Consider the following 24,415-nt stretch of genomic DNA (forward strand, 5'->3'; position numbering starts at 1 on the left):
GAGGATCTATGTCTTTCTTTTCAGCGCGTCGCTCCTCCTTAAACACTTAAACTTTTTTATAATGTTAAAAAAAAGACGCCTTGCGGGACTGTTGACAAATTACCTTTTTGACGAAATTGACGTTTGAGAACCCGCATAAACACTGGGTATCTAAAAGTCATTTTTCGTAAAATTGGCTTTTGTCAACAGTCCCTTGCGGCGTCCTTAAGGTAAGTATGTTTGAAAACAGCTGCAGCAGCTGCATTCTATTTGCAAACAGGAATCCCTCTAAACCTGAAAATCAACCTCCACAATAACCATGCCTCTTCCGGGCACATACAAACTAAATTCCGGTCCTTTAGGGAATATCGGGATGCCCGGGAAATCGGTCAGCACCTGAATGCTGCGGATCGGGCGCCCTAAATCCAATTGCGCCGATTTGTAGTTCATGTGCAGATTCTGGAGCAGCAGCCGCCAGCGGCCCGGCTCCATCTCCAGCGCGATGCTGCGGATATATGCCTCGTTCTTGAGCGGGCGCGGCGCCCCCGAAATATCTCTAAGCAATCTGACACATGCTTGCAGGAAAGACTCGGAAAGCGTGCTGTAATACAGCGGCTTTATCCAGGACAAAGCATCATTGATGCCCGCATGATGCGCTGCCCTGTCCCCAGCCGCGACGTCCGCACCCTGCTCCATCGCTACAGCTTCCACAACCGTGCCGCCGGTCTCCCGGACAATTGCAAACATCCGGTTATCCTCGCACTCCACCTGAACTCCGGCCTTCGCCAGCTCGTGAGCGAGCGGTGCCGTCATGGTGCCGAGGAGCACAGCCGGTCCGTTGCGGTAAGCAAGAACCTTCCTTAGCTCCGTATCCGGCAATAGCTCCAGGCCGGTAATGCAAATTGCGCCACTGTGATGCTCCAGGCCATGCACATTCACCATGGCATGCAGCGGTGCGCCCCGATCCAGCATTTCCTTCACGAATTTATGGGCAGGCCAGTGACGTTCTGCGGGATAAGCGGCCAACGAACGATACAACTGCTCGTCCGACCACACATAGCTGGCTCCGATCACCCGCTCGGCCTGTCCATTAAAGCCAAGGTCCCAACGGTTGACCAGCCATTCCCAGCCATCCCGACTGATTCCATCCCCCAGGCAGGCCATAAACCCTGATGCACAGCGGCGCGGTCCTTCACGCTGCTGGATATATAAATTGGAAAAAGTATACACATCCCGTTCCACCAGTGTAGGGGCGTGGCTTATCGCATCCCACTGCTCAGTCGTGTCCTGGATTCCATTCAAACATATAAGCTTTATATTCGGCACATGCGCCTGGACGGCCATCAGCATGGCCATAAATTCAGTACCCGGCTCGTATTCCATTCCATCGGCCCCAGCCGACAGAGCAGCGGCACCGGATTCCACGACAATGCCGTCAACACCGGCAGCTATAAGCAGCTGATAGTCCACGCCGTAGCGGTACAACGCCTCGAATGGGTCCCGCGTCCAGACAGAATTCAGCACAGCCTTCTTCCCTATCTGACGGAGAGCAGGCATAATTTTCTGCCACAATTCTCCCCAGCGTCTGGCGTAGAAACGAATCCATGCCATATGCTCGTGCTTCCAGATCCAATCTCCACGCTTCTTCATTTCAAGCGGATCGCCATCACATACGGACTTAATTTCCCCTGGCAGCTCAACACCGCTAATATGAAGAAATTGCCCGATCATATCGTCGGAATAATCCGCTTCAGCCAGGCTTAGACGAGGACTGGTATACCCGTCCGCTCCATGAAAGCCGTCGAAATTGTAGTCCCGCATGACCTTGCTCAGGTCGCTGATCAATAAGTCTTCATAATAGCTGCCATCCTTGAACCGCTTCAGCGGATTAAGGACCGGGAACGCTTCACCGGTATTTCTCATCTCATAAAGCTCCGGATGTGCGGCACACCAAGTGCTGGCCTGTTCATTCCCCTGATCGTCACGGTACAAAAACAAATTAAAAAAGCTGCAGTACACTTCAACCCCATGCCGCTGCAGCTCCCGAATCAGCCCCCGGAGCTGATAATTCGTCCAGGCTTGCCTGTGCCGGTGCTTGCCATAGGGACGTCCAGCGTAGGAGCACGCTTCCACAGGAAGCAAACTCTCCTGCTCCATCCCGGGATGAGCGTGAATAAAATCGGGTGTGAAAAGAAGCAGGGACAAGCCATCGGGAATAAACCCCGCCCTTTCCAAATAAGCTTCAACTCCATAATCGTCCGCCAGATGATCGAACCCGATCAGCTCGATCCAAATCCATTTTTCATAGTCCGTTGCAGTGTTCATTCGTTCTCCTCCATTTGTCTAAGGCTGCTTGCTGTCCTAACCCTGCTATTCTAACCTTTCACGCTTCCGAGCACGATCCCTTTAACAAAATATCTCTGCAGAAACGGATACACGATAAGAATCGGAAGGGCACCCAAGAAGATTTGCGCAGCCCGTGTAGTACGCTCCGAAATTTCCAGCGCACCCTGCAAATTATTAATATCCATTTTCATTGGATTGCTATTAATAACCATCAGCTGCAAATAAGTAGACAACGGATATTTATCCGGAAAATTCATGTAAATTAATCCATCGAACCAGGCATTCCAGTGGCCAACCAGCGTAAATAAAGAAATAGTCGCAAGCACAGGCATCGACATTGGTACGAACATTTTCCATAAGACGGTCCAATGCCCCGCTCCATCCATAAATGCCGATTCCTCGATCTCTTTAGGCAAACCCCGGAAGAAATTCAGCAGCAGAATCACATTAAATACGCCAACTGCACCAGGTAAAACTAAGGCCCAGATCGTATCCAGCAAGCCTGTTGCGCTAACCACCACATACGTGGGAATAAGACCTCCTCCGAATAAAATGGTGAATACAAAAAACCAGGCATAATAAGTTCGGACCCTGAACTCCTTCACCTCTTTGGACAAAGGATACGCACATAATAATGCCAGCAATATATTCAGTATATAACCCAGCACAACCCGCTGCATAGTAATACTGAACGAATTAATAAACTCTTTTTTCTGTAAAATATACTTATACGAATCAAGCGAAAAATCAACCGGGATCAGCTTCACCAGGCCTGCCGATGCTGCCGGACTGGAGCTAAAGGAAATCGCCAGCACTTGGATCAATGGAAACAGACAAAGCAGAGAAATCAGAATTAAAAACGTATAATTACCAACAACAAATATTTTTCTACTCAGGGACAGATGATGCATGCGATACACTCCGTTCGTCAAGGGTAAACGATATTTTACAATCCCTTTATTTTAAAAAATACGGTAATTGGCTATCCGATAGGCCAGGATATACGAAATGGATATGAGCACCAGCGATACTACTGATTTAAACAGTCCGATTGCCGTTGCCACGCCAAATTGAGCGTCAATGAGACCTATACGGTAAATTAAGGTGTCCAATATATCCCCGCTTTGATAAACGGTTGGGCTGTATAAATTAAACACTTGATCGAACCCGGCATTCAGTACACTTCCCAAGCTTAAGGTAGCCAGCAAAATGATGATCGGCACCATCCCCGGCAGTGTAATATGCCACGCCTGTCTGGTATAATTCGCGCCATCGACAATGGCTGCTTCGTACAAGGAGGGGTTAATGCTCGTAATGGCCGCCAAATATACAATTGTACTAAAACCGAATTCCTTCCAAACATCGGAAATAATCAGTACGGATGGGAACCACTTGTTGCTGCCAAGGAAAAATACCGGATCTATGCCAAATGCCTGGAGCATTTGATTCACAATTCCCTCTGAAGGCGATAAAATATCAGCAATAATAGCTCCAAGAATGACCCAGGATAAAAAATGAGGCAAATAAATGAGCGTTTGGACACCGCGTTTAACAAAGGCACGTTTCATTTCATTTAATAACAAAGCAACCGTAATCGGAACAATTTGTCCTGCGATAATTTTCATCGTGGCGATATAAAAGGTGTTCCATAGCACTTGCCAAACATCCGGCATTTGCAGCACATAACGGAAATTATCGAATCCGACCCATTTTGAACCGAACAGGCCCTGTACAGGAATAAACTTTTGAAAAGCGAAGAGAATGCCAACCATCGGCAAATAACTATAGATCAAAACAATAATGACTCCAGGAATCAGCATAAGATGCAGCGGAAACTCACGCTTGTGCTTTGCCTTTTTGGTACTTCGGGCATTATGGGGAATTTGTACACTTGTATCACTTTTCGTATATTTCACATTATCCATCATTCCGAATACCCGAGCATACCTATATAAGCCAAATTGGGCTGGGCTACATCCATCCGGCCATACTGAACAACGACTTCAATCTGACTTCTGAATCTCAGGGAATATTGCAGCTGCGGCTCCAGCTTTATACCGCCAATTTCATCCGGATGATCCATTCGGAAGCATTTAACTCTTCTTGCCGGAACAACGAGCGGGATGTTCGTGTCAGGCTCCCGATCTTCATAGAAAACATCCATCAATATTTCGGCATCTTCATCATGGCAGTTAAGAATCATTACTGCTTCATGACCTTCCAGGTTATCATGATCCACTTTCCCTTTATAGGGTAAATACCCGTCAATAATGTACCAGTTTTTGGCTCCCAGTTTATCCTGTTTGTCCTCCATCACGTTCTTTTTGTCCATTTTCGCCCTCCTATTCCAAGACCTTTACGATCCCTGTTTCTTTCCACGTAGTGCTTAGCTGTCTGACCAGCTTGGACATCGATTCGTACCCGGTATCGGTTACAAGCAGGCTTTCCTCAATCCGGTTGGAGCCGTGTGGATGTCCGAAAAGACTAACGTCTGTATTAACCGTCATTCCTGCTGCAAATATCGCCTCGGAATTTTCATCCGGGTACGGTGACTCCGCTTCTGCCAGTCCGCAGCCATGCAGTGGCGGGTACAGGTCATACTCCGTTACGTCCTTGTCTTTGAAATAGGCTTTAACGGCGCGCACCACTTCACTCTGTTTGGCCCCCGCTTTGATTTGGGATAATGCCTGGTCTTCGGCTTCAACTAGAATCGTAATAAATGCCTGCTGCTCGCTGCTTATTTCACCTGCAACAAAAGGAAAATTCAAGGTGGCCACGTAGCCCTCGACCTGCACCGCAATAGCGGCCATGATCATATCTCCGTTCTCAATTACCTTTCCCGATGCTCTTCCGATAATCGTATGAACCCGCTCACCGCTTGTTAACAGACAGAACGGAATACTTTCCGCTCCCTGCCTGGTACATTCCCCGTAAGCCAATGAGGCGAGCTCCAGCTCGGTCATGCCCGGCTTCACCTGGTTAATCATCATCTTGTAGCCCGCGTCAGCAATTCTCGCCGCTTCCTGGAGACAGGCAATTTCATTCGCAGTCTTGGTCATCCTCAGTTTGAATAAAAGATCACCCGCATCGACGATCTCTACGCCTTCAAAGCTTTGTTCAATCATCTTCATTAAGGGAACGGGCATCGCATCGATGCCAACGAGGCCTATTCTTTGCAGCGGATGGCTGCTCTGCAACTCCCTGCTGATCGCGGTCAGGCTTGTATAGTGAGCCAGAGGATATTCAATCTTATCTGGTACGGTCACGCAATTGAATTCCGGAAGAAGCCGGATATCCGGCCATGCGCTCGTTTCGCGGCAGAACATCTCCCCTTCCGGGGCTGCAATGACGAAAGGCTCGCCCGTTAGCGGCACCATAACAGCGCCTCTTTCAAATAAAGGCCAGTAATTGCTCATGTACCGCAAATTTTCCTTCCTGTACTCGTCTCCATAAATCAAGCAAGCTTGAATACCCTGTTCGCTCATCAGCACCCTTAGCTTTCTGACTCTGTCAGCAAATTCCTCAGCCGGGATTCTTAACAGTGATGTATACCCTGTATGTTCTGTATCTGTACGCTCTATTTGCAATGTAAACACTCCTTTAATACATGTATTTTCTGATTTTCATGAAATCGGCAATATTCGACAGCTCTTCCGTCAGATCTCCGTAGCCAATAATGCAGTGATGAGCAAAGCCTTCCTTGATCAATTCCTTAAGAAACTGCTTGATGGGCGTTTCGAGCTGTATGACTGCTGTGATCTCTTCACAAGGAATGTTCTCCGGAATATGCAGCGCCTGGCCTTTGACTATTAACATTTTATAACCCTCGGCATCGATAATGAGGTGGCTGATCGTCACCTCTCCGGGCTTCAGTGTGTACTCAAAGCCGAAGCCCGATCCTTGGAGACCCCACTGCTCGGGAGAGCGATTGACCTGAACCGTGCTGCGGTCTGTCGCATATTCCGTATTGGCATAGCCGTGATGAACCATCAGGAGAGCGTTAAGCTCTTCATCGAATTCGCCCCATTCAGCATAGGCCGGCACTTTCCCGCTGAGCATGTTCATCAGGCTCATAATAATCAGGCCGTGGACATCACCTTCGGTATTTACAACATACTTGGCTTCTTCATGCATCAAGGTGTTGGCCAAATACGAGGTCGTTCCTGTCTTCTGCTCCACATAATGCTGACCCAACAGCGTAAGTGCATCCAGTCTAAATCGCTCCAGCGTATTTCTCAGTGCAACGTAAAACCTGGAAGATTTATAAATGTCGTCCTCGCTCAACCCTACAATCCGAAACCTGTTCTTGGTCGCTTCATTGATCGCTTCGATCTCTTCATCCGTCGCCTTATCGAACTGCTCAAGCAGGTGATCCACCTGAATGGAAATAATATTCGGCCCTAACGTACCTTTAATCATCGTTTTATCGTATTCAAAGTCGTACATCCCCCGAAATACATGACCGATTACACCTATGTTCGTACTTTTAAGGTTTATATAGGCTTTATAGGAGCGAATATACTTGGTGATTTCATCATAAGCGGAGACGTCTTCGATGGACCCTACCACAACCTTCAGTTCTTTGTACCAGCCCATCTTTTTGAAGGTTGCTGCTAGTTGAAGATTGGCAATTAAGGCACTATTCCTTAAAATATTTTCATAATTCGTGCCCAGATTAATTTTATTGTCATGTTGGGTGTTAAACAGCAGGACCGGAACGTGCCGGATATGCTCCAAAGCCTGAATCGCCATATAATCCGGACAATAAGTCCCGGCAACATATACAATCAGATCAACCTGCTCCGCTGCCAGCTGTTTTCCCGCTGCTTCCGCAGCATCCAGTGTATCAATGATACCCGGCCAGATAACGTTGTCTTGAGGAAGATGCTTGCTCAGATTGTTATAGATGCAAGTCATGTCCGCTGTAACATTGGCCTTCAAGGAGTCCGGGAACATTCTCCAATACTCGAAAAAGCCCAACGTGACCAAACCTACCTTAAGTGTCTTGCTTTCCACTTTCGTGGTCAGCAGATCTCCGAAAACATTGCCTTTAGCAGTCTCAAAAGATTCTATGAATGCTGTCATGATGTTCACTGTCCTTCCCTTGCTTCTAGTGCTTCCTGCTTGCTAAATTTTGCTTAAGTTTTGCTGCTCTGCTAAGCTTTACGCTTTAATATGTCGCTCACTAAACGTTCAGCGTTATGATGAATAATATTTCGTATATCGTCGTCGCTAATGCCGGAGAACAACACGCTGCCCAGCATATAGTGCGGGTCATACCAAGGGAAATCCGTTCCGAACAATACTTTTTCGGAGGATGCTTCCCGGACCATTTTGCCGATCATCCCGCTCAGCCGCCCTGTATCGCAAAGCTCCAGATATACATTCCGCTGATTTTTGGCCAGCTCTATCGCATAATCGGTTTCTCCAGGTGCCGAATGGCCAAGCAGGAAAGTAATATTGCTGTACTTCTTGGCCAGCTTTTCCACCATCTGCGGGGGATTGTAAAGGCTGTGTCCCCAGGTGTGAGACAGGATAAGCAAGCCGCGCTCGTTGGCAAATTCATAGATTCTACGAAACTTTTCGCCGTCAAGCGGATACTTGTGATAATCGGGCAGAAACTTAAACCCGACATAACCGCCCACACTATCATATTCCTCCAGATCCCGTTCCAGATCGTGATCATAATGTGGATTCACCGTATAATAGCCATAGATTCGCTCCGGATATTGACTCATCGCCGCACGAATCTCTGAATTTCCACCAATCGGGTCAAACAACGCACTATGCGGTGCAGAAATAATCCATTCTATGTTTTCCCTGTCCATCGTCTGCATCATCGTTTCCAGATGCGCTTCCGGTAAATAAGTGCCGTAGAAGGGTCCCATATGCGTATGCATATCTATAACAGAGATGCTGGATAACCGGCCTGTTTCCACAAATTCCTTGGCAAGCTGCGATTTATTGGTCATCGTTATGCTGCTCATAGCTTCACCTCACCCAGCATTCTTTCCACATTTTTGTAGGCAATGTTCTCGATATGCGCTGGGGCTATTCCAGCTCCCAACAATGTGGCCAGCGGTCCGCCTATAGCATTACTCGGGAAATCGGAGCCGAAAAGCAGGCGTTCCGAACCGAACTTGCCGCAGATTTCCTTGATCTCTCCGGCAGCCTGCATATCCCCTGTTTCGATATAGAAATTTGGATATGTCTGAAATAACGGAAAGGTTAAACGGGCATGGCTCCATAAGCCGTAGTTGTGAAGAATAACCGTCAAGGTCGGGTACTCCTGAAGTATGCTGTATATTCCCTGCCAGCCTTCACTCGGAGAAAGGTACAGCGGAATGCCGGCAGCTGCAATTTCCCCGATCAGCTCACCCATGACGACTCCGTTAAGCAGGTAACGATTGCGTTCGGGGTAAGCTCTCAGCATCTGAACCCGGTTAGCCTTCATAGCGGGAAATAAATGCTCTGGCGCATACTGGCTCTCCGTAATCGGCGGCAGAATCGTCCATGTCGGCAGCAGCCGATCCGGTGCTTTCGCGACCTCGGCGAGAACTGCCCGGTTGCCGTAATCCGGATCCACATCCGCCATAGTGTTGTGGCTCACCACCGCGCCATAAATCCCGCAGAAGTCCAGCTCGGCCAGCAGCTCCTCCGCATCACGCGCTTGCTTCACTTTTTCCCGAACAATCAGATTCTCATGATTAACGACCTCATAATTGACTGTTTTGTAACCAATAGCACAGCTGCAATCGATAATTTTCATAGGGCACCTCGTATGTTTACTCACTACTCACTAATCGCTACTCGCTTCCTTACTCTTTTCCGTCATCCAGAAAAACTGCGGGATTGTGGACCATCAGCATTTGGATCTGTTCATCCGATACGCCTTCATCCTGCAGCATGGGGATGATATTGGTAATAACGTGATCATATCCCCATCCGCCATAATGGTGGATGCAGGTTTTCAGACAAACATCCGTGGACAGCAGTATTTGGGAGAGGAATCCACAGCTGATCAGCTCCCTGATCGCTCTAACCCGCTCTATATCTCTGGCAAAAAGTCCTTTCAGAACACTTCTATGCCTCTTGTCGGCATAAAACTCCTTGCCGAAATTGTCAAATTCAACATAAACGCCTTGATGAAGCAGCTCCTTGATATAATCCAGCTTGATGTCCACATCGATGTGATTAATGCATATTTTTTCGGGTGCAGCACCCTGTTCCGTCAGAATTTTCACAACCTCATAGCCGTTTGTTGCCCACAAATCTGTATGCACATGAAGACCAAGTCCAGTTTCCTGCTGGGCTGCCGCCGCTGCAATCAGCGTCTTTCTTTCATTCGGATAAATAATTTCACTCGTGCCGATCTCACCAATTACACCAGCTTTAATCGTCGTGCCATCGATTCCGTATTTAATTTCCCGGAGTATCTCCTCCGTAATGTCATCAATCGTTTTATCATCCATATCTGGCGGATGGGAAGCTTTAATATAATATCCGCAGCCAGCAATGATATTAATATCAAGCGCCCTTGCTAATCGTGCAAGCAGAACCGGATCTCTGCCAATATCCCGCAAAGTAAGATCGACGAACGTCTTGCCTCCGGCTTTCTTAAACTCAAGGAGCTCCCACTCCATAATGTTCTCATCATCGAGCACTGCATTATCCAGAACAGCATAAGGATTCCTCTGCAGCTTGCCCAGATTAGCCATACTTACTTTCTCTTGCGCCAGCACTTTTCCGGAAATGGTATGCGGAGCAGGCACCAGATTTCTTAGATCAATAAAGGCGTGCTCATGGGGCAGCACCAAGCCTAGAGTGTCCGCCCTTACCTTGCCTGTCACTGTCATTACGGACATTTCATTCACTTCCTCTTATTTGGCTTAAAAATTCATACTTACCGGAAAAAGCAGGCAAAGCGAAGAAGGCAGTGATCCAAATGTAATCCCTAGCATGTGATCCCTCAGATCGTTTCGTTTACTAGTCCCTACGATCTCATTCTGCCTGCTTTTCCAGCTGCTCTTATGTGCTTTTTTACTTGCTGCTATTTACTCGCCTTCCACTTGGCCACTTCTTGGGTAATCGTGTCGCCGCCAAGCTTTTTCCAGTTAGCTACGAACTCATCAAAGGTATCAATCGGAGCTTCTCCCATAATAATTTTCGTGAAAGTTTCCAGCTCCATCTTATCCAGAGTCGATCCTTTTTCTACCATCGTTGCTGTAGGCCCGGCTATATATTTGGTCATCAGGAGTCCGTCATTTTTGTTGTACTCAAACAATAGTCTTTGAGCATCATAAATTCTGGCGTAGCTCCACCCTTCAATATCTCCTTTTTCCCATTTCTTCAGGCTGTCAAAAAATATTTTCTGACCTGGCGCTTTCGGATCCAGCAGGGATTCGTCCCCCTTCTCGATCGCTTTCGATACATGGTCATACATGTCAAGATTCTGAGTTGGATTCGCTCCTGCCACCAGAGCATACATCCATTTCGCAATATCTCCATCCTGGTTGATCGCAGTAAGCGGATATTTCGTCCGGTCCCAGTCGTTGCTGAACGCATTCAACATCTTGATCAGTGCTTCGGGATGCTTCATCCCTTTTTTCACGGCATAATATTTACCTATAGGGAACACCAATTGCGGTTTAGCAGCTTGAGCATCAATCGATGGAAGCGCATAAGGTATCCAATCCATTTCCGTATCCAATTTCTTGCCTTCGAGGAAGTAGCTATTGCCGTACATGACACCATAGAACATGCCGAGCTTGCCTGCATTACCCATCTGGATCAGCTTTTCTATATCTTTAACGCCAAATTCACGATCAAGCACCCCGGTTTGGTACATATTCTGAAGCTTTGCCAAGCCCTCTTTCATTTCAGGTTGAATGCTTCCATATACATATTCGCCAGCTGCATTCTCGACCCAAATCTTAGGGTAAGCGTGATACCCGTTGAAGAAGCCCGTCAATCCAAACACAGGGTCATATAGAAGCTTATCCACGCCTAGACCAAAAGTATCCTTCACCTTATTGCCATCCGGGTCCTGCGTGGCGAAGGCTTCTGCGATCTTGAATACATCCTCCATCGTCTTCGGTTCCGGCAAATTCAATTTCTTTAACCAATCCGAACGCACCCAGAGGAGCGGAGCATTATCAACCGCACCGGGATTTACAGGTATGCCTAACAGCTTGCCGCCGAAGGTTGCCGAATTAAGGCCGACTCCGCCATCTTTGGTCAGTAATTCTTTCGTGATCGGTAATCCATAGTTTTCAAGCGCCTCTGTCAGATCCTCTAATTGATCCGCTTCAACCAATTGGTTGAACTGAGTGCTGTCGACTGGCATAATATCAGGCAGCTTTCCGGAAGCCATCGTAACATTAAATTTCTGGTTATATTGACTCGGATCGGCAACCCACAAATACTTGAGCTTAATACCGAACTCATCTTCATATAATTGGTTCCAGGCGTTTTTCTCAATCGATTCGCCCTCTACGAATTTGGTCGTTGAATCCAGCTGTCTTACTGCCGTTACTTCAATTGGCGGATCAATCTTGCCAAGCGGATCGTGGCTTGCAGCAGGAGTTTCCTTTGGTGTACTGCTTGCTTCTGTGCTGCTTGTAGGTGTAGCGGATGCTTCTCCCTCTTTCCCGTCCTTCTGCTTGGAGCTGCAGGCTGAGACAAGAATCATCGAAAATACGAGTAGACATACCATCAGCCGTTTTGCGGTCTTACCTTTCATGCTTTGTTCCCCCCAATATCAATTTGTGCTTGCTCTATTATCATAAGAGATCGGGATGGTCGAAGCTATTTGCCATTGTTGCTTTCCTTGACTTCTGTTGCGCTTTTCTACAAATTCTTCTTTTGAAAAGAGTCCCTGTACTCCTGCGGCGTCATTTTGAACATTTTTTTGAACGACCGGTTAAATTGAGGCGCCGCTTCATACCCTACGTTCGTTGCTATCTCCTGAATTTTCACAGACGTTTCAGCGAGCTGCTGCTTGGCTTTCTTCATTCGTTCTTCCGTTATGTAGTCTGAAAGCATCGTTCCTGTCATCCGTTTATACAAACGGGATAAATAAGTCGGGCTATGATGAACTATGGTAGACAGCTTGGTCAAAGAGAGGTCGCCTCCAAGATGCTGCTGGATATACTGATTGATGGAGGTAATCAGCCCTTGGCTTTGCTGTGATTCGGAAACAGGCTGAAGCATCTGCGTCCCCTTTGGGAACCCGAAGCTTTCGCTATCCTGGATAAGCAGCTCGTGCCCGCCATTGAAGCCTTGTCCAAGCAGCGTTTTCAAATGGTCGAATTGGGAGCCCAGCTGCTCCCATGCGTAAGCTTCGCGGCCAATGACAAAGGACACAGGCAGCTTCAACAGTTGCCCGCAAGTTTCTTGCACAGCCTCCATAATGCCATAAACTCTTGATTTCATATTTTGCCAAGCTCTTTTTTCCTGCTCCAGGTCTAAAGTATCTTTTTCTAATAAATCTCTAGGCTGCATAAACCACAGAAATTTATAAGACTCAAATACGACAGAAACATGAGCAACCGTTGGTGACAAGTATTCCTCGGCAATGTTCTGACAAGCATATATAAGCAGTGTTCGATCAGACTCACTTAAGTCGTCCTGCCATACATCCACTTTACCCGCCACAAGCAGCACCCTTTTTTCCGGGAACAGAGGAATTTCCGATTCGTTAAATCTTTTTCCGATTTCTTTCAAGGAAAGAGAGGCATCCTGCATCAGATCGAACAGCGTGTTTTTTTGCAGGGCCGGGATGGCGAGCTGAAGCTTTTTTTTCGCATTCAACATATAATCAGCTCCGTCCTCAACCCTCTCCAGTTCAGCAAACGCTTTCTTCACAGCTGCCAAAATAATATGATCATCTTCATTTTTCAGCACATAATCAACAACGCCGCCAGTGCGGATAGCATGACGAACGTAGTCGAAATCATTGTATCCCGTAAGAAAAATCACCTTACAGCGCGGCCAGCTTTGCATGATTTGCTTATGAAGCTCAATTCCGCTCATTCCAGGCATACGGATATCTGAAATCACCACATCAATCCGCGTTTGCTGCAGATAATCCAGTGCCTCATACACGTTATAAGCGCGGCAAGCCTCCAGCTCCAAATGCGCGGCCTCGCGAAGCAATTGATACAAGCTGTTTACAATAATGGGCTCATCATCGACGATAAGTACACGATACATGTTTATTCTCCTTTGTATGGTTTGTCATTTTTATCATGCTTGTCATTAGGGATATAAATCCGGACCAGCAAGCCGCCCATAGCACCAGGCATGACCTCCAGTCCTCCGCGTTCACCATATTTTAGCTTCAGACGGCGCTGAATATTAACGAGTCCCGTCGTCTCTCCTTCCTCATCAAAGGCTAGCTTCCTGCGCATGTCTGCCAACTGCTCCTCCGTCAAGCCAGCTCCATTATCCTCTACCGAGAAATAAAGCTTATCTTCAGCGATCTCATAGCCAATATGCAATCTTCCTTCTGCTACAACGTCACCGAGCCCATGCTCATAAGCATTCTCGACAAGAGGCTGAAAAATCAGGCGGGGAATCATAATATCTTGAAAGCCAGCGGGAAGCGGTTGAAAATCCGTAGTGATTCGATTGGAGAAACGAATATTCTGGATCTCTACATAAGACCTGACATGATTCACCTCATTCTCGATGGACACTTCCTCTAAGCCGTTACGGGTAATAAACTGAAAATAATCACCCAGATTTTTGGACACCTTCTCTGCTGTCTCATTCTCATCGTTTTTAATCAAGCGGTGAAGAATAAAAAAGCTGTTATAAAGAAAATGAGGGGTAATCTGCATCTGCAGCTGCTTCAGCTCGGATTGCTGTAATCGGATTTTCTGCACATAAAGCTCATCAATGAGCGTCTTCAAGCTTTGTACCGTTCTATCGAAACGGTTAAAAATATAGCCGAATTCATCCTGCCGAATCGAGGGCAGCGCCGCATTGAAATTGCCTTCTTCCACATTTCTAAACCGTTTAATCAAAATCTGCAGAGGGCGGTGAATCAGCAAATAAATACCGTATGAGAACAAAATGACAATCACAATCGAACAGCATACAAGCAGCCAGAACCAGGTGCCATACGTTTTCAACTGCCCCAAAATTATATTCTCAGGAAAATAAAACAGCAGTGCTGCTTCCAAAAAAGCTGACTTCTCATAAATAACCACATATTTTTCTTTGCCGACGCTGACCTGCTTCGTGAAAACAGCCGCTTGCCCGATCTCTGACTCCAGCTGCTTTCCCAGCTGCTTTCTGATTTCCGCCACAGGCTCGGGGTACTTATCATTAGCAACCGTCCAGTTTTCGTTAAATAATATCGCCCCACCCTCCTGTGGGAACGCATTCAACGCATTTCGCAGCGCATCCACAGACAATTCGATATTTTGAATAAATTGAGGGGGCTTCGAATCCCTGTTGATCAAAATATTTGGATAAGTTAAATTTAAGTACAGCCGATCTTTCCAAAAGGTTAACGGAAACCCGCTGCTGGAAGTAGCCTCGACGATTTCCTCCGCCTCCTTTTTCACATTGGGATTGTTGGGGGCATTGGAGGTTGAAACTGCACTTCCCAGCGAATCGATATAAATACTGATATCCTTGACATACACACTGGAATCCTTTAATGCCGTTAATTTCATCTTCAAATTGTTGATCGCCTTCGTCCGCATATAATCCGTCATAATAGGCATTTGATAGCTCAATTGCATAAGATCCTCATCATTAATAAACTCTTGCTGCGCGCGGCTAATGCGCTCCAGCTCCTTCTCCAGCGACATGAAATAATAATGAATCGTTGTGCTCGTGGAGTTCGATATTTGGTTTTTCACTTCTTGCTTGCCAAGCTCATTTAGAGTAAGGCTCAAGGCAAATAGAGGCATCATAATAACCAAAAAAGTGATAATAAGCTTCGGAAAAATAGGAATATTGCCAAATTTCATCTTCTTCCACATGTACAATGATCCATCCTCCCCATGATCGCATCATCCAAACCTGTATCGTAAGCATACGCCTTTAATCAGACTCATTATACGACAGCTGGTTCGTTTTATCTATGGAGGGAATGGCTGTGGGCTCCAGCCGCTGTAGATGAAGAACGGCCCGCCAGCGCGCAAAACCGAGAGGGGAACTGCTGCTTTGCTACTTTAACGATGTTTTTCATCGTTAAAAGCACCAGCTCCAACCACATCCTTACTTTAACGATGTTCATCGTTAAATCCCTGTTTTCTACCCTGAGAGGGCCATCCGACCTCTTATAACGATGAAAAACATCATTAACGTGCTGATTAACCTGGAAACACTTGCTTTAACGATGAAAAACATCGTTAAGTCAAGCATATGCTCATTCCGGTGAAAAACAGGCTTGCTCTAGACACTACTATCCCTCCTATTCCCAAATCCCTGCCCTGATCTCAGCCACAAATTGCCTAACGTGCCACTCTCAAACCGATAATAATAATATCCACCTTAACCACTGTAAAGCACTGTGTAATTGAATTTTTTGCTCCATGCATCCCCCAAATACTTATACTTTCCAACAAAACAAAAAAACGCCTTACGGCGTCAAGAGATCTTAGTACTATTATTTCTACTGTTTCTACTGTTTCTACTGTTTCTACTGTTTCTACTGTTTCTACTCCTTCTACTTTTCCTATCATTACCATCACTTCGCTGTCGAAGGGGCAGAACCCATTTGCAGCTTGGCATCCGTAGGAAGAAGCGCCGCCAGTAGGCCAATCAACGGCAAATAAGCACATAGCTGAATAACAAATGAAATGCTGGTTACATCAGCCAGCATCCCTAACACAGCTGAACCAATGCCGCCAAGGCCAAAGGCAATGCCGAAAAACAATCCGGATACGGTCCCTACCTTCCCCGGCAGTAGCTCCTGTGCGTAAACGATGATGACCGAAAACCCTGACAGCAAAATAAATCCAATAAGCACACAAAGCACGCCTGACCAGAACAAATTGGCATATGGCAGCAGCAGCGAGAAAGGTGCCGTTCCCAGAATCGAGAACCAGATCATATTCCGCCTTCCGAAGCGGTCCGCCATCGGTCCCCCGAGGAAGGTTCCTACTGCTCCGGCAGCCAGCAAAGCAAAAATAAACACTTGCGCATATTCGGTCGAAACTTGATGATGGTCAATCAAATAAAACGCATAGAACCCGGTCATACTCGCCATATATACAAATTTGGAGAACAGCAGCAAAATTAATATAGTCATGGAGTACGCTATTATTTTTGTAGGCAGCTGTTTTTTTGCGATAATCACTTTCTTTACCAGCGTTTGACTTGTTATATAATTGCGGTACCATTTGGCGACAAAAAATTGCACAATAATAGCTGCTACGGCTGCAAATGTAAACCAAATAATACCGAATTGACCAAACGGGACGAAAATGAGTGCGGTAAAAACAGGCGCCAATGCCTGACCAATGTTTCCCCCGGTTTGAAAAATCGACTGTGCCAGTCCTCTCCGCTGTCCTCCAGCTAAATAAGCCACACGGGACGCCTCTGGATGAAGAACGGATGATCCCAATCCGATGAAAATTACCGACAAAATTACCTGTATAAAAGAGCTCGCTCCAGCTAATACGACCATGCCGATCAAAGAAAAAACTACACCGGCAGGAAGCAGATATGGCTTGGGCTTCGAATCTGTATACAGACCGATCAACGGCTGAAATAACGAAGCGGTCACATTTAATGTAAAAGCGATCCAGCCAATTTGTGAAAAGCTCAGCTTTAACGATTCATGAAGAATGGGAAAAATCGCCGGTATCACAGATTGAATCGAATCATTCAATAAATGAACAATACTGATTGAAAACAGAATGGAATAAACAGTCCTCTGGTGCATCTGATTCGTCTGGTTCGTTTGTTGGGGGTTGATTGCAGCTTTTCCCGCTGTTACGCTCATAAAAAAACATCCTTTCATCTTAACATCTGACGTTTTAAAGCAAATCAGAAATGACCGTCATTCCTGATTAAAAATTTGCTTAAGCTCAGTAACTGTCTTTTCCAAATTTTGCATTGTCCAATGCACAGCTGCCGAGCCATCCTTGGCTTTAATAGCTTCGTACAAATTTTCGTGAAATAAAACATGCGGATCATGCTCATCACGCTGCTCGTTCGTTAGCTTATGGAGCGCATCGAGCAGAACAGCCGAGAACGTCCGGTACAAGTCGATGACGACAGCATTCTTACTGGCGACGGCCACGCTAAGATGGAAGTCCACGTCAGCCTTTAAGTAGGCTTGTGTATCTCCTTTCTCCAGCGCCTGTGAACGTATTTCCAAATGACTGCGCATTTGATCCAGATCCTCTTGATCACGCCGTTCCGCGGCAAGCTTGGCAATTTCCAGCTCGAGCATTTTTCTGACTTCGTATACTTCCAGAATTTCAGCCCTACGCAGCCGGTTCGCAAGCGGCTCTTGAATAACGGGACTCGCTATTAGATATGTCCCAAAGCCTTGCTTCTTCTCCAACAAGCCAGCATGGACGAGCACTCTTACAGCTTCCCGAACCGTTGAGCGGCCAACGCCAAATTGCTCCATCAGCTCCGGCTCGGTAGGAATTTTCTCGCCGTGCTGAATTTCGCCGCTGGATATTTTCTTCTGCAGCTGGACCACTACATCATCCACTAGCTTAGGACGGTTCAAAGTCTGAAAAGACACTTTTGCATTCATCTGATCATCTCCTATTTGAGCATATTACCATATCTTATATTAATGATCAATCGTAAATATCGTATCTCCGTTTAGTTATAGGGAATTACTTCGACAGCATACACTTCTAGTCCTCTTAATTGGAGGAGCTTTCGTAGCGGGCAAAGGCGCTGGGAAGGAAGAGCGCGCTGTGGCGTCGCCGCTTGCTACTTTAGTGATGTTTTTCATCGTTAAAAGCACGAGGTCGTCTCCACAACCTTACTTTAACAATGAAAATCATCGTTAAGTGAAGCACACGCTCAATTCGGGGGACAGGCTGCTGGGCTGCTACGGATTGCTCTTCCACTTTCCACTCTCCACTCTTCCACCAAAAACATATACTTCCCAGTAACTTCATAACAAAGAGCCCTGACCATCATTCTGGTGTCAGGGCTCTTCGCAGCAGCTGCGATCTAGTATTGTTTTTCTGTTGTATATTGAGTGGCACTCTTAACCATGTCATATTTCTTTTTGTTGTCCTTCAATCCAGCATCAACAGTAGTATCGATAATAACCCATTTATTGTCCAGGAAAACTTCATTCCATGCATGATACACATTTACATAAGTACTTTTGCCCATAACCAGCTTGGTTGGAATATCCAAGCTGCGCAGCATTGCTGCTACAAGTGATGCATAGCCGTAACAAATATCTTTCTGAGAAGTTAAGGTGCGGTCAATTTGGGGAAGATAATCATTCGTTACGCTAGTAGCAAGCTTGGAATCATATTTAATGTTATTAATTACGTAGTCGTAGATGGCTTTTACTTTGTCAGCATCGGTCTCTTTCTTCGCCGTTAGCTCCTTCGCTTTTTGGACGGCTTTACTTGAAGCACTCCAGCTTATATTTTGAATGGAATTCAAGTACACGACTTTACTGTCAGCCAAATTAAGCTTTACCGTACCTTTTTGCACAGCTTTATATTTGTTGCCGCTTATATTTTCCAATACTGTGATCGTATATTCTCCATTGCCCAGCTGCAGAGGGAACCGTTCCTCCTGCTTGCCCGCTGTTAAGGTATACGTATATTTTTCATTTCCTTTGACGATCGTCACCATAGTCTTAACGTTTGCTTTCACATCATAGCTAATTCCTACTGCTCCAGCAGCAACATTCGCCGTATTCAACCATTCTTTACTGACAGCTGCAGCATATGCAGGGACATTAAACAACGAGATAAACATAGCAAGCATGGTTGCTATCAGCGTAAATTTACGCATAAATAAAACTCCCTTCGGTGGCCAGGCTGCCATCTTCATTAAGAAGGCCCTATAGCTTTGCGTCCCTACCTTTCGATAGGTTTGCCATTATCGTATAAAGTTCTATCTAAAACTATTCAAACTATACAATTATACAAACTTTTCAAACTATTTTTTAAATTAAAACTTAAACTTTTAAAAAAACAAAAAAACCGTTCTATTCGGTAGCTGGCTGCCATCAATCGGAAGGCCCTTTAGCTTTGCGTCCCTATCTTTCGACAGGTTTGCCGTTATCGTGAAAAAGTTTTACTTCTTCATAGTATCATATCTATTGAATATAGCAAGACACACACTATAAATGATTATATTTACCTATTATAAACTAAACCTTCGCTCTTCCAACCTTGATACCATTGTGCAACTCTATCATCTGGCCGTGAATCGAGCTCCCTTTTCAAAGTCTCCGTCAACAGCATGTACTGCTCTTCTACAGCCGCATTATGATGTGATAAATCATAGAGCTTCATCAAAGAAAAATAGCTTTCCTCGAAAACAGGATTCAACTGCTGAATCTTCAAATTTATCCTGATTGCCTCGCTGTGCATGCCCTGCCGGGTGTAAAACCGGATCATATTTTGCGCATGATGCAGCCACAGCCTCCGCAGTCGTTCACGTTCGTGCTCTGCCCACAAGTAATCATAATCGCTCAAATAATCACCTGTATACTGGTTAAACAAGCTTTCGTGCTTATCGATAGTGTGCTGCTCAGGACTGTCCAGCTGCTTTAATTGATGCTCCCATTCTTCGGTGTCGATACGAACAGTGCTGGTATCTAGGCTGTATCCATCTGTCAGGCTTCCACTGTTAATAGTGACAGATCCAACTTCATTGCGCTGTAAAGATTGGCGAATCTGATAAATAGTCGTATACAGTTGGGCTGCTGCCCTTCGCTCTTCGAAATCCGGCCATAGCAATTCAAGCAATTCATCTCTGGCAATCACCCTGCCTCTGTGATGAAGCAAATACACGAACAATTCCTGCGCCTTGGAGGTTCGCCACTTCAGCCTCTCTGACTTCTGGCCCGGCATTTCAAACTGGAGTGTTTTCAGGCAGCGAATAAGCACAGACTGTGGTGATGAAGAAACTGTAACATTAACGTCCCCTCTGACACGATCTTGTAAACGTTGAACGGCTCTTCCCAAACGGTCCATATGAAGCGGCTTCATCACATAATCCAATGCATTAAGATCGAAAGCTTGAACCGCGTATTGATCAAATGCAGTTACGAACACAATCTGTATAGCAGGGCAGTTCTCCTGAATTTGCACAGCCATCTTCAAACCATCAATCCCGGGCATATGAATATCCAGGAATACAGCATCCGGCCGAAGCTCACCAATCCATTCGATAGCCTCTATCGGATTTAAATACGTTCCTACAACATCGATTCCCCCCATTTTCTCTAACATCTTGGTTAGCTGCAGCAAAGCTAGCCGCTCATCATCGACCAATATAACTCTCATCTGATAGTCACATCCTCCCCCTAATTATTATCGGCATAAGTTCGTAGCGATCTTATAGCACGAGGAAAAAAATGCAGAACTTTGTAACATTTTGGTAAATGATTAGAACATTTGATCATATTATACCTTAATTTGCTTGTATGGAAAACCTTGATTAATTTATACGTTCTACTTCTTGTATCATAAAAGAAAAATGCCTTGCGGTGTCCTTTGAGGAACGTGTTCATTACGTGCGTGCATGAGGGGAGGGAATGGCTGTGGGCTCCAGCCGCTGTTAAAGATTTGTTCCTTTGAATGGAATGGATGTGGGGGTTGGAACAAATCTTTAAAGGCGGGCGCTAACGCTCTTCCACCCACAGCCATTCCCTCTCTTTAGCTATAATCGTACGAACACCGAGCTTAAACGGACAGCCGGCAAGGGTTCTCTATTGATTGGAAGAGATATCCCAGCTTTCAAGACACTGGGAAAGAAGAGCGCGCGCAGCCAGGAAGGATCTTCTACTTTAACGATGTTTTTCATCGTTAAAAGCACTGGGTCCTCTCTATATCTATACTTTAACGATGAAAACATCGTTAAAATCCCTTTTAACCCCCTGAGTGGCCATCCGTCCTCTTTTAACGATGAAAAACATCGTTAAGTCTTGTGCACGCTCATTTCTGCGGAGGGTGGCCGATACTAACGCTCAAACGGACTGACAGCAGAAGCTACATTCCTGAGAGAAAGGGATAGTGGCGATAGGATGAGCTTTCTTAGCTTTCTTAGCTTTCTTTCTGATTAGTGGAGGGTGGCTTTCCGCGATTAGAAGGCAGGCCTAATTCCATACTTTAAAACTGTAAAATACTTAAACTTTCCTATATGGTAAAAAAACGCCGCTCCCCCTCTTTTGATTGAGGTTGAACGGCATTTAGTGAACACTATGAAAGCAGCGCTTTGATATGGAGGCAGTTCAATACCTTTTCCTGTAAGTCTTGACGTGTATAGTAGTAATGGTTAGTAGCCTCGTAGCCTATTCGCGAGTCCCTGCCCACCAACTCATACAATGCTTTGGCAAGCCCGATTTCTTCATCGATGATCGTAAGAAGTTCGCCGCGCTGCTTTTCACGCATGCTTGCGTCTTCTTCTTGTAAATAAAGATCGCGTTTGATCACGAACGATATTTGCAAAGCAGTGCTGCGGAAGTGGTAATAAGCTCCCCATGCGGCATTAACCAGTTCTGTATAAGCTTCATGCCCGCCAGCTGCAATATAGGGTTCCGCATCCCCCAGTTGATCCATACCCTTCTTCCACTTTTGCGAAAGGAGCTGGAATTGCTCCTCGAAGCGGTCTGCAGTATACACACTTTTCCAAGCCTCCAAGTTATCATAAGGAAAGCCCACCATCGTAGCGGTGTAGCCCGTGGGCGTAAGATGCAGCTTATTGGATGGACCGTAATTTTGCGGAGCCACATAGAGTGTACCGCAGTGAAATGGAAATTCACGAAATGCTTCACTAAGCTGACTGATTGCCTTGGAAACCCGTTCGAATGCGCCGCGGCCAAATTTACGTTTCAGCAATTCATTCTTGCCGGGTGCCACCTGCTGTTGTCCAGCAGCCTCACGATTTGTTTCAGCCGGGTTACTCCTTGTCGTTTCCCAATAATATTCCGAAGCCAATTCCAGATTAGGGGAAGGATACCCGCCTAACGTCCAGCTTAACATAAGTCCGCTGACTCCAGACTGCGAAAGATTGTCTAGATGCTCCTCAATGATATCCAAAACAGGCAAATAAGGAACAGCCGAGCATTCCCAGGAGTTGTTGAGCTGGACCTTCGCCATCGTTTGGAGTCCGCGCCTGTTTGCCGCTTCCCAGCTTGTCTTTGACCTTTCGCCCGGTCCAACAATAGAGATGGAATAGTCCCTTACAATCCCTTTCGTATCCGCAATATTGGTGGGCATAAGCTCCTCACTCACACACATCAAGCGTACACCATCAGGAAGCTGCTCAATCGCTTCAAGCAGCATTTCTTCCGAAAAAGAATCCCATCCCCAAGTCCAGCAAATGATCCGGGCATCCGGCTTGACACTGAATGCGCCTTCGGCGATGCAGCGATTCACTTCGGCGACGATTTCAGACGCTTTTCGTTGACTGCAGCGCGGACACTCCGTATCATTACCAAAAGTTCTGGAATAGCAGTTCGTTAAATTTTCCGACATCGTAATCGTAAATAGTCCGGCCAGTTCAGGGACTTCCCTAAATAAACTTGCTGTACTTTCTCTAATATACTGTTGTATTTCCGGTCTTGATGTACAAAGAGCCGCTTGCACGCCGTTCTCCGTCGCTCCTTTCCAGTCAGGATGCTGATCGAAGAAAGGCAGCGCCATACCGCGGGGTTCATTGAAATAAAGATAAATGCCAATACCGTATTTCGCCGCCCGTTCTGTCAGCCTGCGCAGTCCCTCAAGCCTTTTCTCCCAATCCTGTGAAAGTTCAGGCGCTTCTTTCCAAGGAATTAAGTTGTAAAGCACACAATGCAGCCATATCCCATTAACGCCAAGCTCAGACAACGCTTCTAGCAGCCCATCTGGATTGGGATCCAGCTCAGGATCAATCAAGGGATCTCCGAATACAGCAGAATAAGAATAAATATAGCGAAGATCAAATTTCGTCAGACGCTTTGTATAACCTTGCTGAAGCAGCGGCCCCCCACGCTCATCCATTTGCTTTGCCATCCATTGCAAGCCTTTGAGCAGCCCTGGCTCATCTACAGCTTTAACCGTAATTGTTTTTGCCAACACATGAATTTCATGACTTTCCGCAAGTACGCTGGTATGGGGCTCAATCTGCAGCTGCAAGCTGTATTCCCCGGTTTGCCCTTGCCTTTCTTCATCCTTAGAGAAGGCTCTAAGGTCGATTCCCCAGTTCTTTTTCATTTTGCGAACAAACTGATCTATAAAATCTTTGACATGTTTTCCGTTAGTCGGATAAGTGATTGTCCAGCTGGCATCAAGCTTAATTTCTCCTAGTTTCACTTCATATTCTTTCCAGTCTGAGGGCTGTGGAGTTGTATAAGTCTCTATAGGATCAGCTCTTTTGAAACGATCCAGAAAACCAAATGCTTTATCTTTATCCCCGGGCAAACCAACAGGAACACCAGAAGGAAAATGCTCTACGATCCGCTGTCTGAGCTGCTCCGTCTGTTCTTTCTCCTCAGGCAAAAGGGAACGATAATAAATTTCCTCGATTTCCGGCTTGAACAGGCCTAGCTTATACCATAAGAAATCATCTTCTTTCAACGCAAATACGAGCTGCTCCTCCGTCCAATCAAGTAATATCAGCAACTGCTCATACGTTAATAAATGCCAGTTAGCCCTTATGATCGTAATATATCCTCTTGAAAGCCATAATGGATTCACTTCAGGAGCGGCTGACAAGCCCATTCCCTCAGCCAGCAGGGCCACTTGCTCCGCATTAGTCCTTAATACTTTCGCGATGTGTCCGACGGGTACCAGCCCCCAATTCCGCCACACGATAGCTTGCATTTGCGTCGGAAAATGAGGCAGCTGAAGCGCTGTCTTTCCTTTGCTGTCACGAAAAAGTTCAAGCATTTGTATCCTCCTTTTTAAAACATGTTAGT

Annotated in this window: 18 protein-coding genes and 2 riboswitches; all 18 genes read right to left on the reverse strand. The window is 46.0% G+C overall.

Features of this window, described 5'->3' with window-relative positions:
- Positions 1-267: 267 nt before the first annotated feature.
- The 18 genes from J2Z66_RS12245 to J2Z66_RS12330 all read right to left on the reverse strand — a co-directional run bounded on the left by J2Z66_RS12245 (position 268) and on the right by J2Z66_RS12330 (position 24,386).
- Positions 268-2,304, reverse strand: coding sequence for a hypothetical protein (locus J2Z66_RS12245; protein WP_209971698.1), 2,037 nt, complete (start codon positions 2,302-2,304; stop codon positions 268-270).
- A 50-nt stretch (positions 2,305-2,354) separates the two neighbouring features.
- Positions 2,355-3,236, reverse strand: a complete 882-nt coding sequence (locus J2Z66_RS12250) for a carbohydrate ABC transporter permease (protein WP_209971699.1) — start codon at positions 3,234-3,236, stop codon at positions 2,355-2,357.
- A gap of 51 nt (positions 3,237-3,287) precedes the next feature.
- Positions 3,288-4,145: an ABC transporter permease gene (locus tag J2Z66_RS12255; RefSeq protein ID WP_245375509.1), complete on the reverse strand. Its 858-nt coding sequence runs from the start codon at positions 4,143-4,145 to the stop codon at positions 3,288-3,290.
- 104 nt (positions 4,146-4,249) lie between these two features.
- Positions 4,250-4,657 carry a sensory rhodopsin transducer gene (locus tag J2Z66_RS12260; protein WP_209971700.1) on the reverse strand — a complete coding sequence of 136 codons (408 nt, stop codon included), beginning with the start codon at positions 4,655-4,657 and terminating at the stop codon, positions 4,250-4,252.
- 10 nt (positions 4,658-4,667) lie between these two features.
- Positions 4,668-5,912 (reverse strand): M24 family metallopeptidase, encoded by a 1,245-nt coding sequence (locus J2Z66_RS12265; protein WP_209971701.1) that lies wholly within the window; start codon positions 5,910-5,912, stop codon positions 4,668-4,670.
- A 13-nt stretch (positions 5,913-5,925) separates the two neighbouring features.
- On the reverse strand, positions 5,926-7,410 hold the full coding sequence (locus J2Z66_RS12270; RefSeq protein WP_209971702.1) for a hypothetical protein: 1,485 nt from the start codon (positions 7,408-7,410) through the stop codon (positions 5,926-5,928).
- 71 nt (positions 7,411-7,481) lie between these two features.
- Positions 7,482-8,312: an amidohydrolase family protein gene (locus J2Z66_RS12275; RefSeq protein ID WP_209971703.1), complete on the reverse strand. Its 831-nt coding sequence runs from the start codon at positions 8,310-8,312 to the stop codon at positions 7,482-7,484.
- Positions 8,309-9,094 (reverse strand): amidohydrolase family protein, encoded by a 786-nt coding sequence (locus J2Z66_RS12280; RefSeq protein WP_209971704.1) that lies wholly within the window; start codon positions 9,092-9,094, stop codon positions 8,309-8,311. The genes J2Z66_RS12275 and J2Z66_RS12280 overlap by 4 nt, the downstream gene beginning before the upstream one ends.
- Positions 9,095-9,143: 49 nt before the next feature.
- Entirely contained in the window at positions 9,144-10,190 is a 1,047-nt protein-coding gene (locus J2Z66_RS12285) for a phosphotriesterase family protein (RefSeq protein WP_209971705.1), read from the reverse strand.
- A gap of 185 nt (positions 10,191-10,375) precedes the next feature.
- A complete protein-coding gene (locus tag J2Z66_RS12290; RefSeq protein WP_209971706.1) occupies positions 10,376-12,067 on the reverse strand; it encodes an extracellular solute-binding protein in 1,692 nt (563 codons plus the stop codon).
- Positions 12,068-12,174: 107 nt separating this feature from the next.
- Positions 12,175-13,539, reverse strand: a complete 1,365-nt coding sequence (locus tag J2Z66_RS12295; protein WP_209971707.1) for a response regulator transcription factor — start codon at positions 13,537-13,539, stop codon at positions 12,175-12,177.
- Positions 13,540-13,541: 2 nt separating this feature from the next.
- On the reverse strand, positions 13,542-15,323 hold the full coding sequence (locus tag J2Z66_RS12300; RefSeq protein ID WP_245375510.1) for a sensor histidine kinase: 1,782 nt from the start codon (positions 15,321-15,323) through the stop codon (positions 13,542-13,544).
- A 474-nt stretch (positions 15,324-15,797) separates the two neighbouring features.
- Positions 15,798-16,028, reverse strand: a complete 231-nt coding sequence (locus tag J2Z66_RS12305; protein ID WP_209971709.1) for a hypothetical protein — start codon at positions 16,026-16,028, stop codon at positions 15,798-15,800.
- A gap of 5 nt (positions 16,029-16,033) precedes the next feature.
- A complete protein-coding gene (locus J2Z66_RS12310; RefSeq protein ID WP_312894520.1) occupies positions 16,034-17,293 on the reverse strand; it encodes an MFS transporter in 1,260 nt (419 codons plus the stop codon).
- Positions 17,294-17,350: 57 nt separating this feature from the next.
- Entirely contained in the window at positions 17,351-18,061 is a 711-nt protein-coding gene (locus J2Z66_RS12315) for a FadR/GntR family transcriptional regulator (protein ID WP_209971710.1), read from the reverse strand.
- A gap of 431 nt (positions 18,062-18,492) precedes the next feature.
- On the reverse strand, positions 18,493-19,299 hold the full coding sequence (locus J2Z66_RS12320; RefSeq protein ID WP_209971711.1) for a transglutaminase-like domain-containing protein: 807 nt from the start codon (positions 19,297-19,299) through the stop codon (positions 18,493-18,495).
- Positions 19,300-19,312: 13 nt separating this feature from the next.
- Positions 19,313-19,395: riboswitch (cyclic di-GMP riboswitch) on the reverse strand.
- Positions 19,396-19,498: 103 nt separating this feature from the next.
- A riboswitch (cyclic di-GMP riboswitch) is annotated at positions 19,499-19,577 on the reverse strand.
- 69 nt (positions 19,578-19,646) lie between these two features.
- A complete protein-coding gene (locus tag J2Z66_RS12325; protein WP_209971712.1) occupies positions 19,647-20,801 on the reverse strand; it encodes a response regulator in 1,155 nt (384 codons plus the stop codon).
- A gap of 915 nt (positions 20,802-21,716) precedes the next feature.
- Entirely contained in the window at positions 21,717-24,386 is a 2,670-nt protein-coding gene (locus tag J2Z66_RS12330; RefSeq protein WP_209971713.1) for an alpha-amylase family protein, read from the reverse strand.
- Between the last annotated feature and the right edge of the window lie 29 nt (positions 24,387-24,415).

Origin of the sequence: Paenibacillus eucommiae (assembly GCF_017874215.1) — a bacterium.
Classification (GTDB): domain Bacteria; phylum Bacillota; class Bacilli; order Paenibacillales; family NBRC-103111; genus Paenibacillus_AI; species Paenibacillus_AI eucommiae.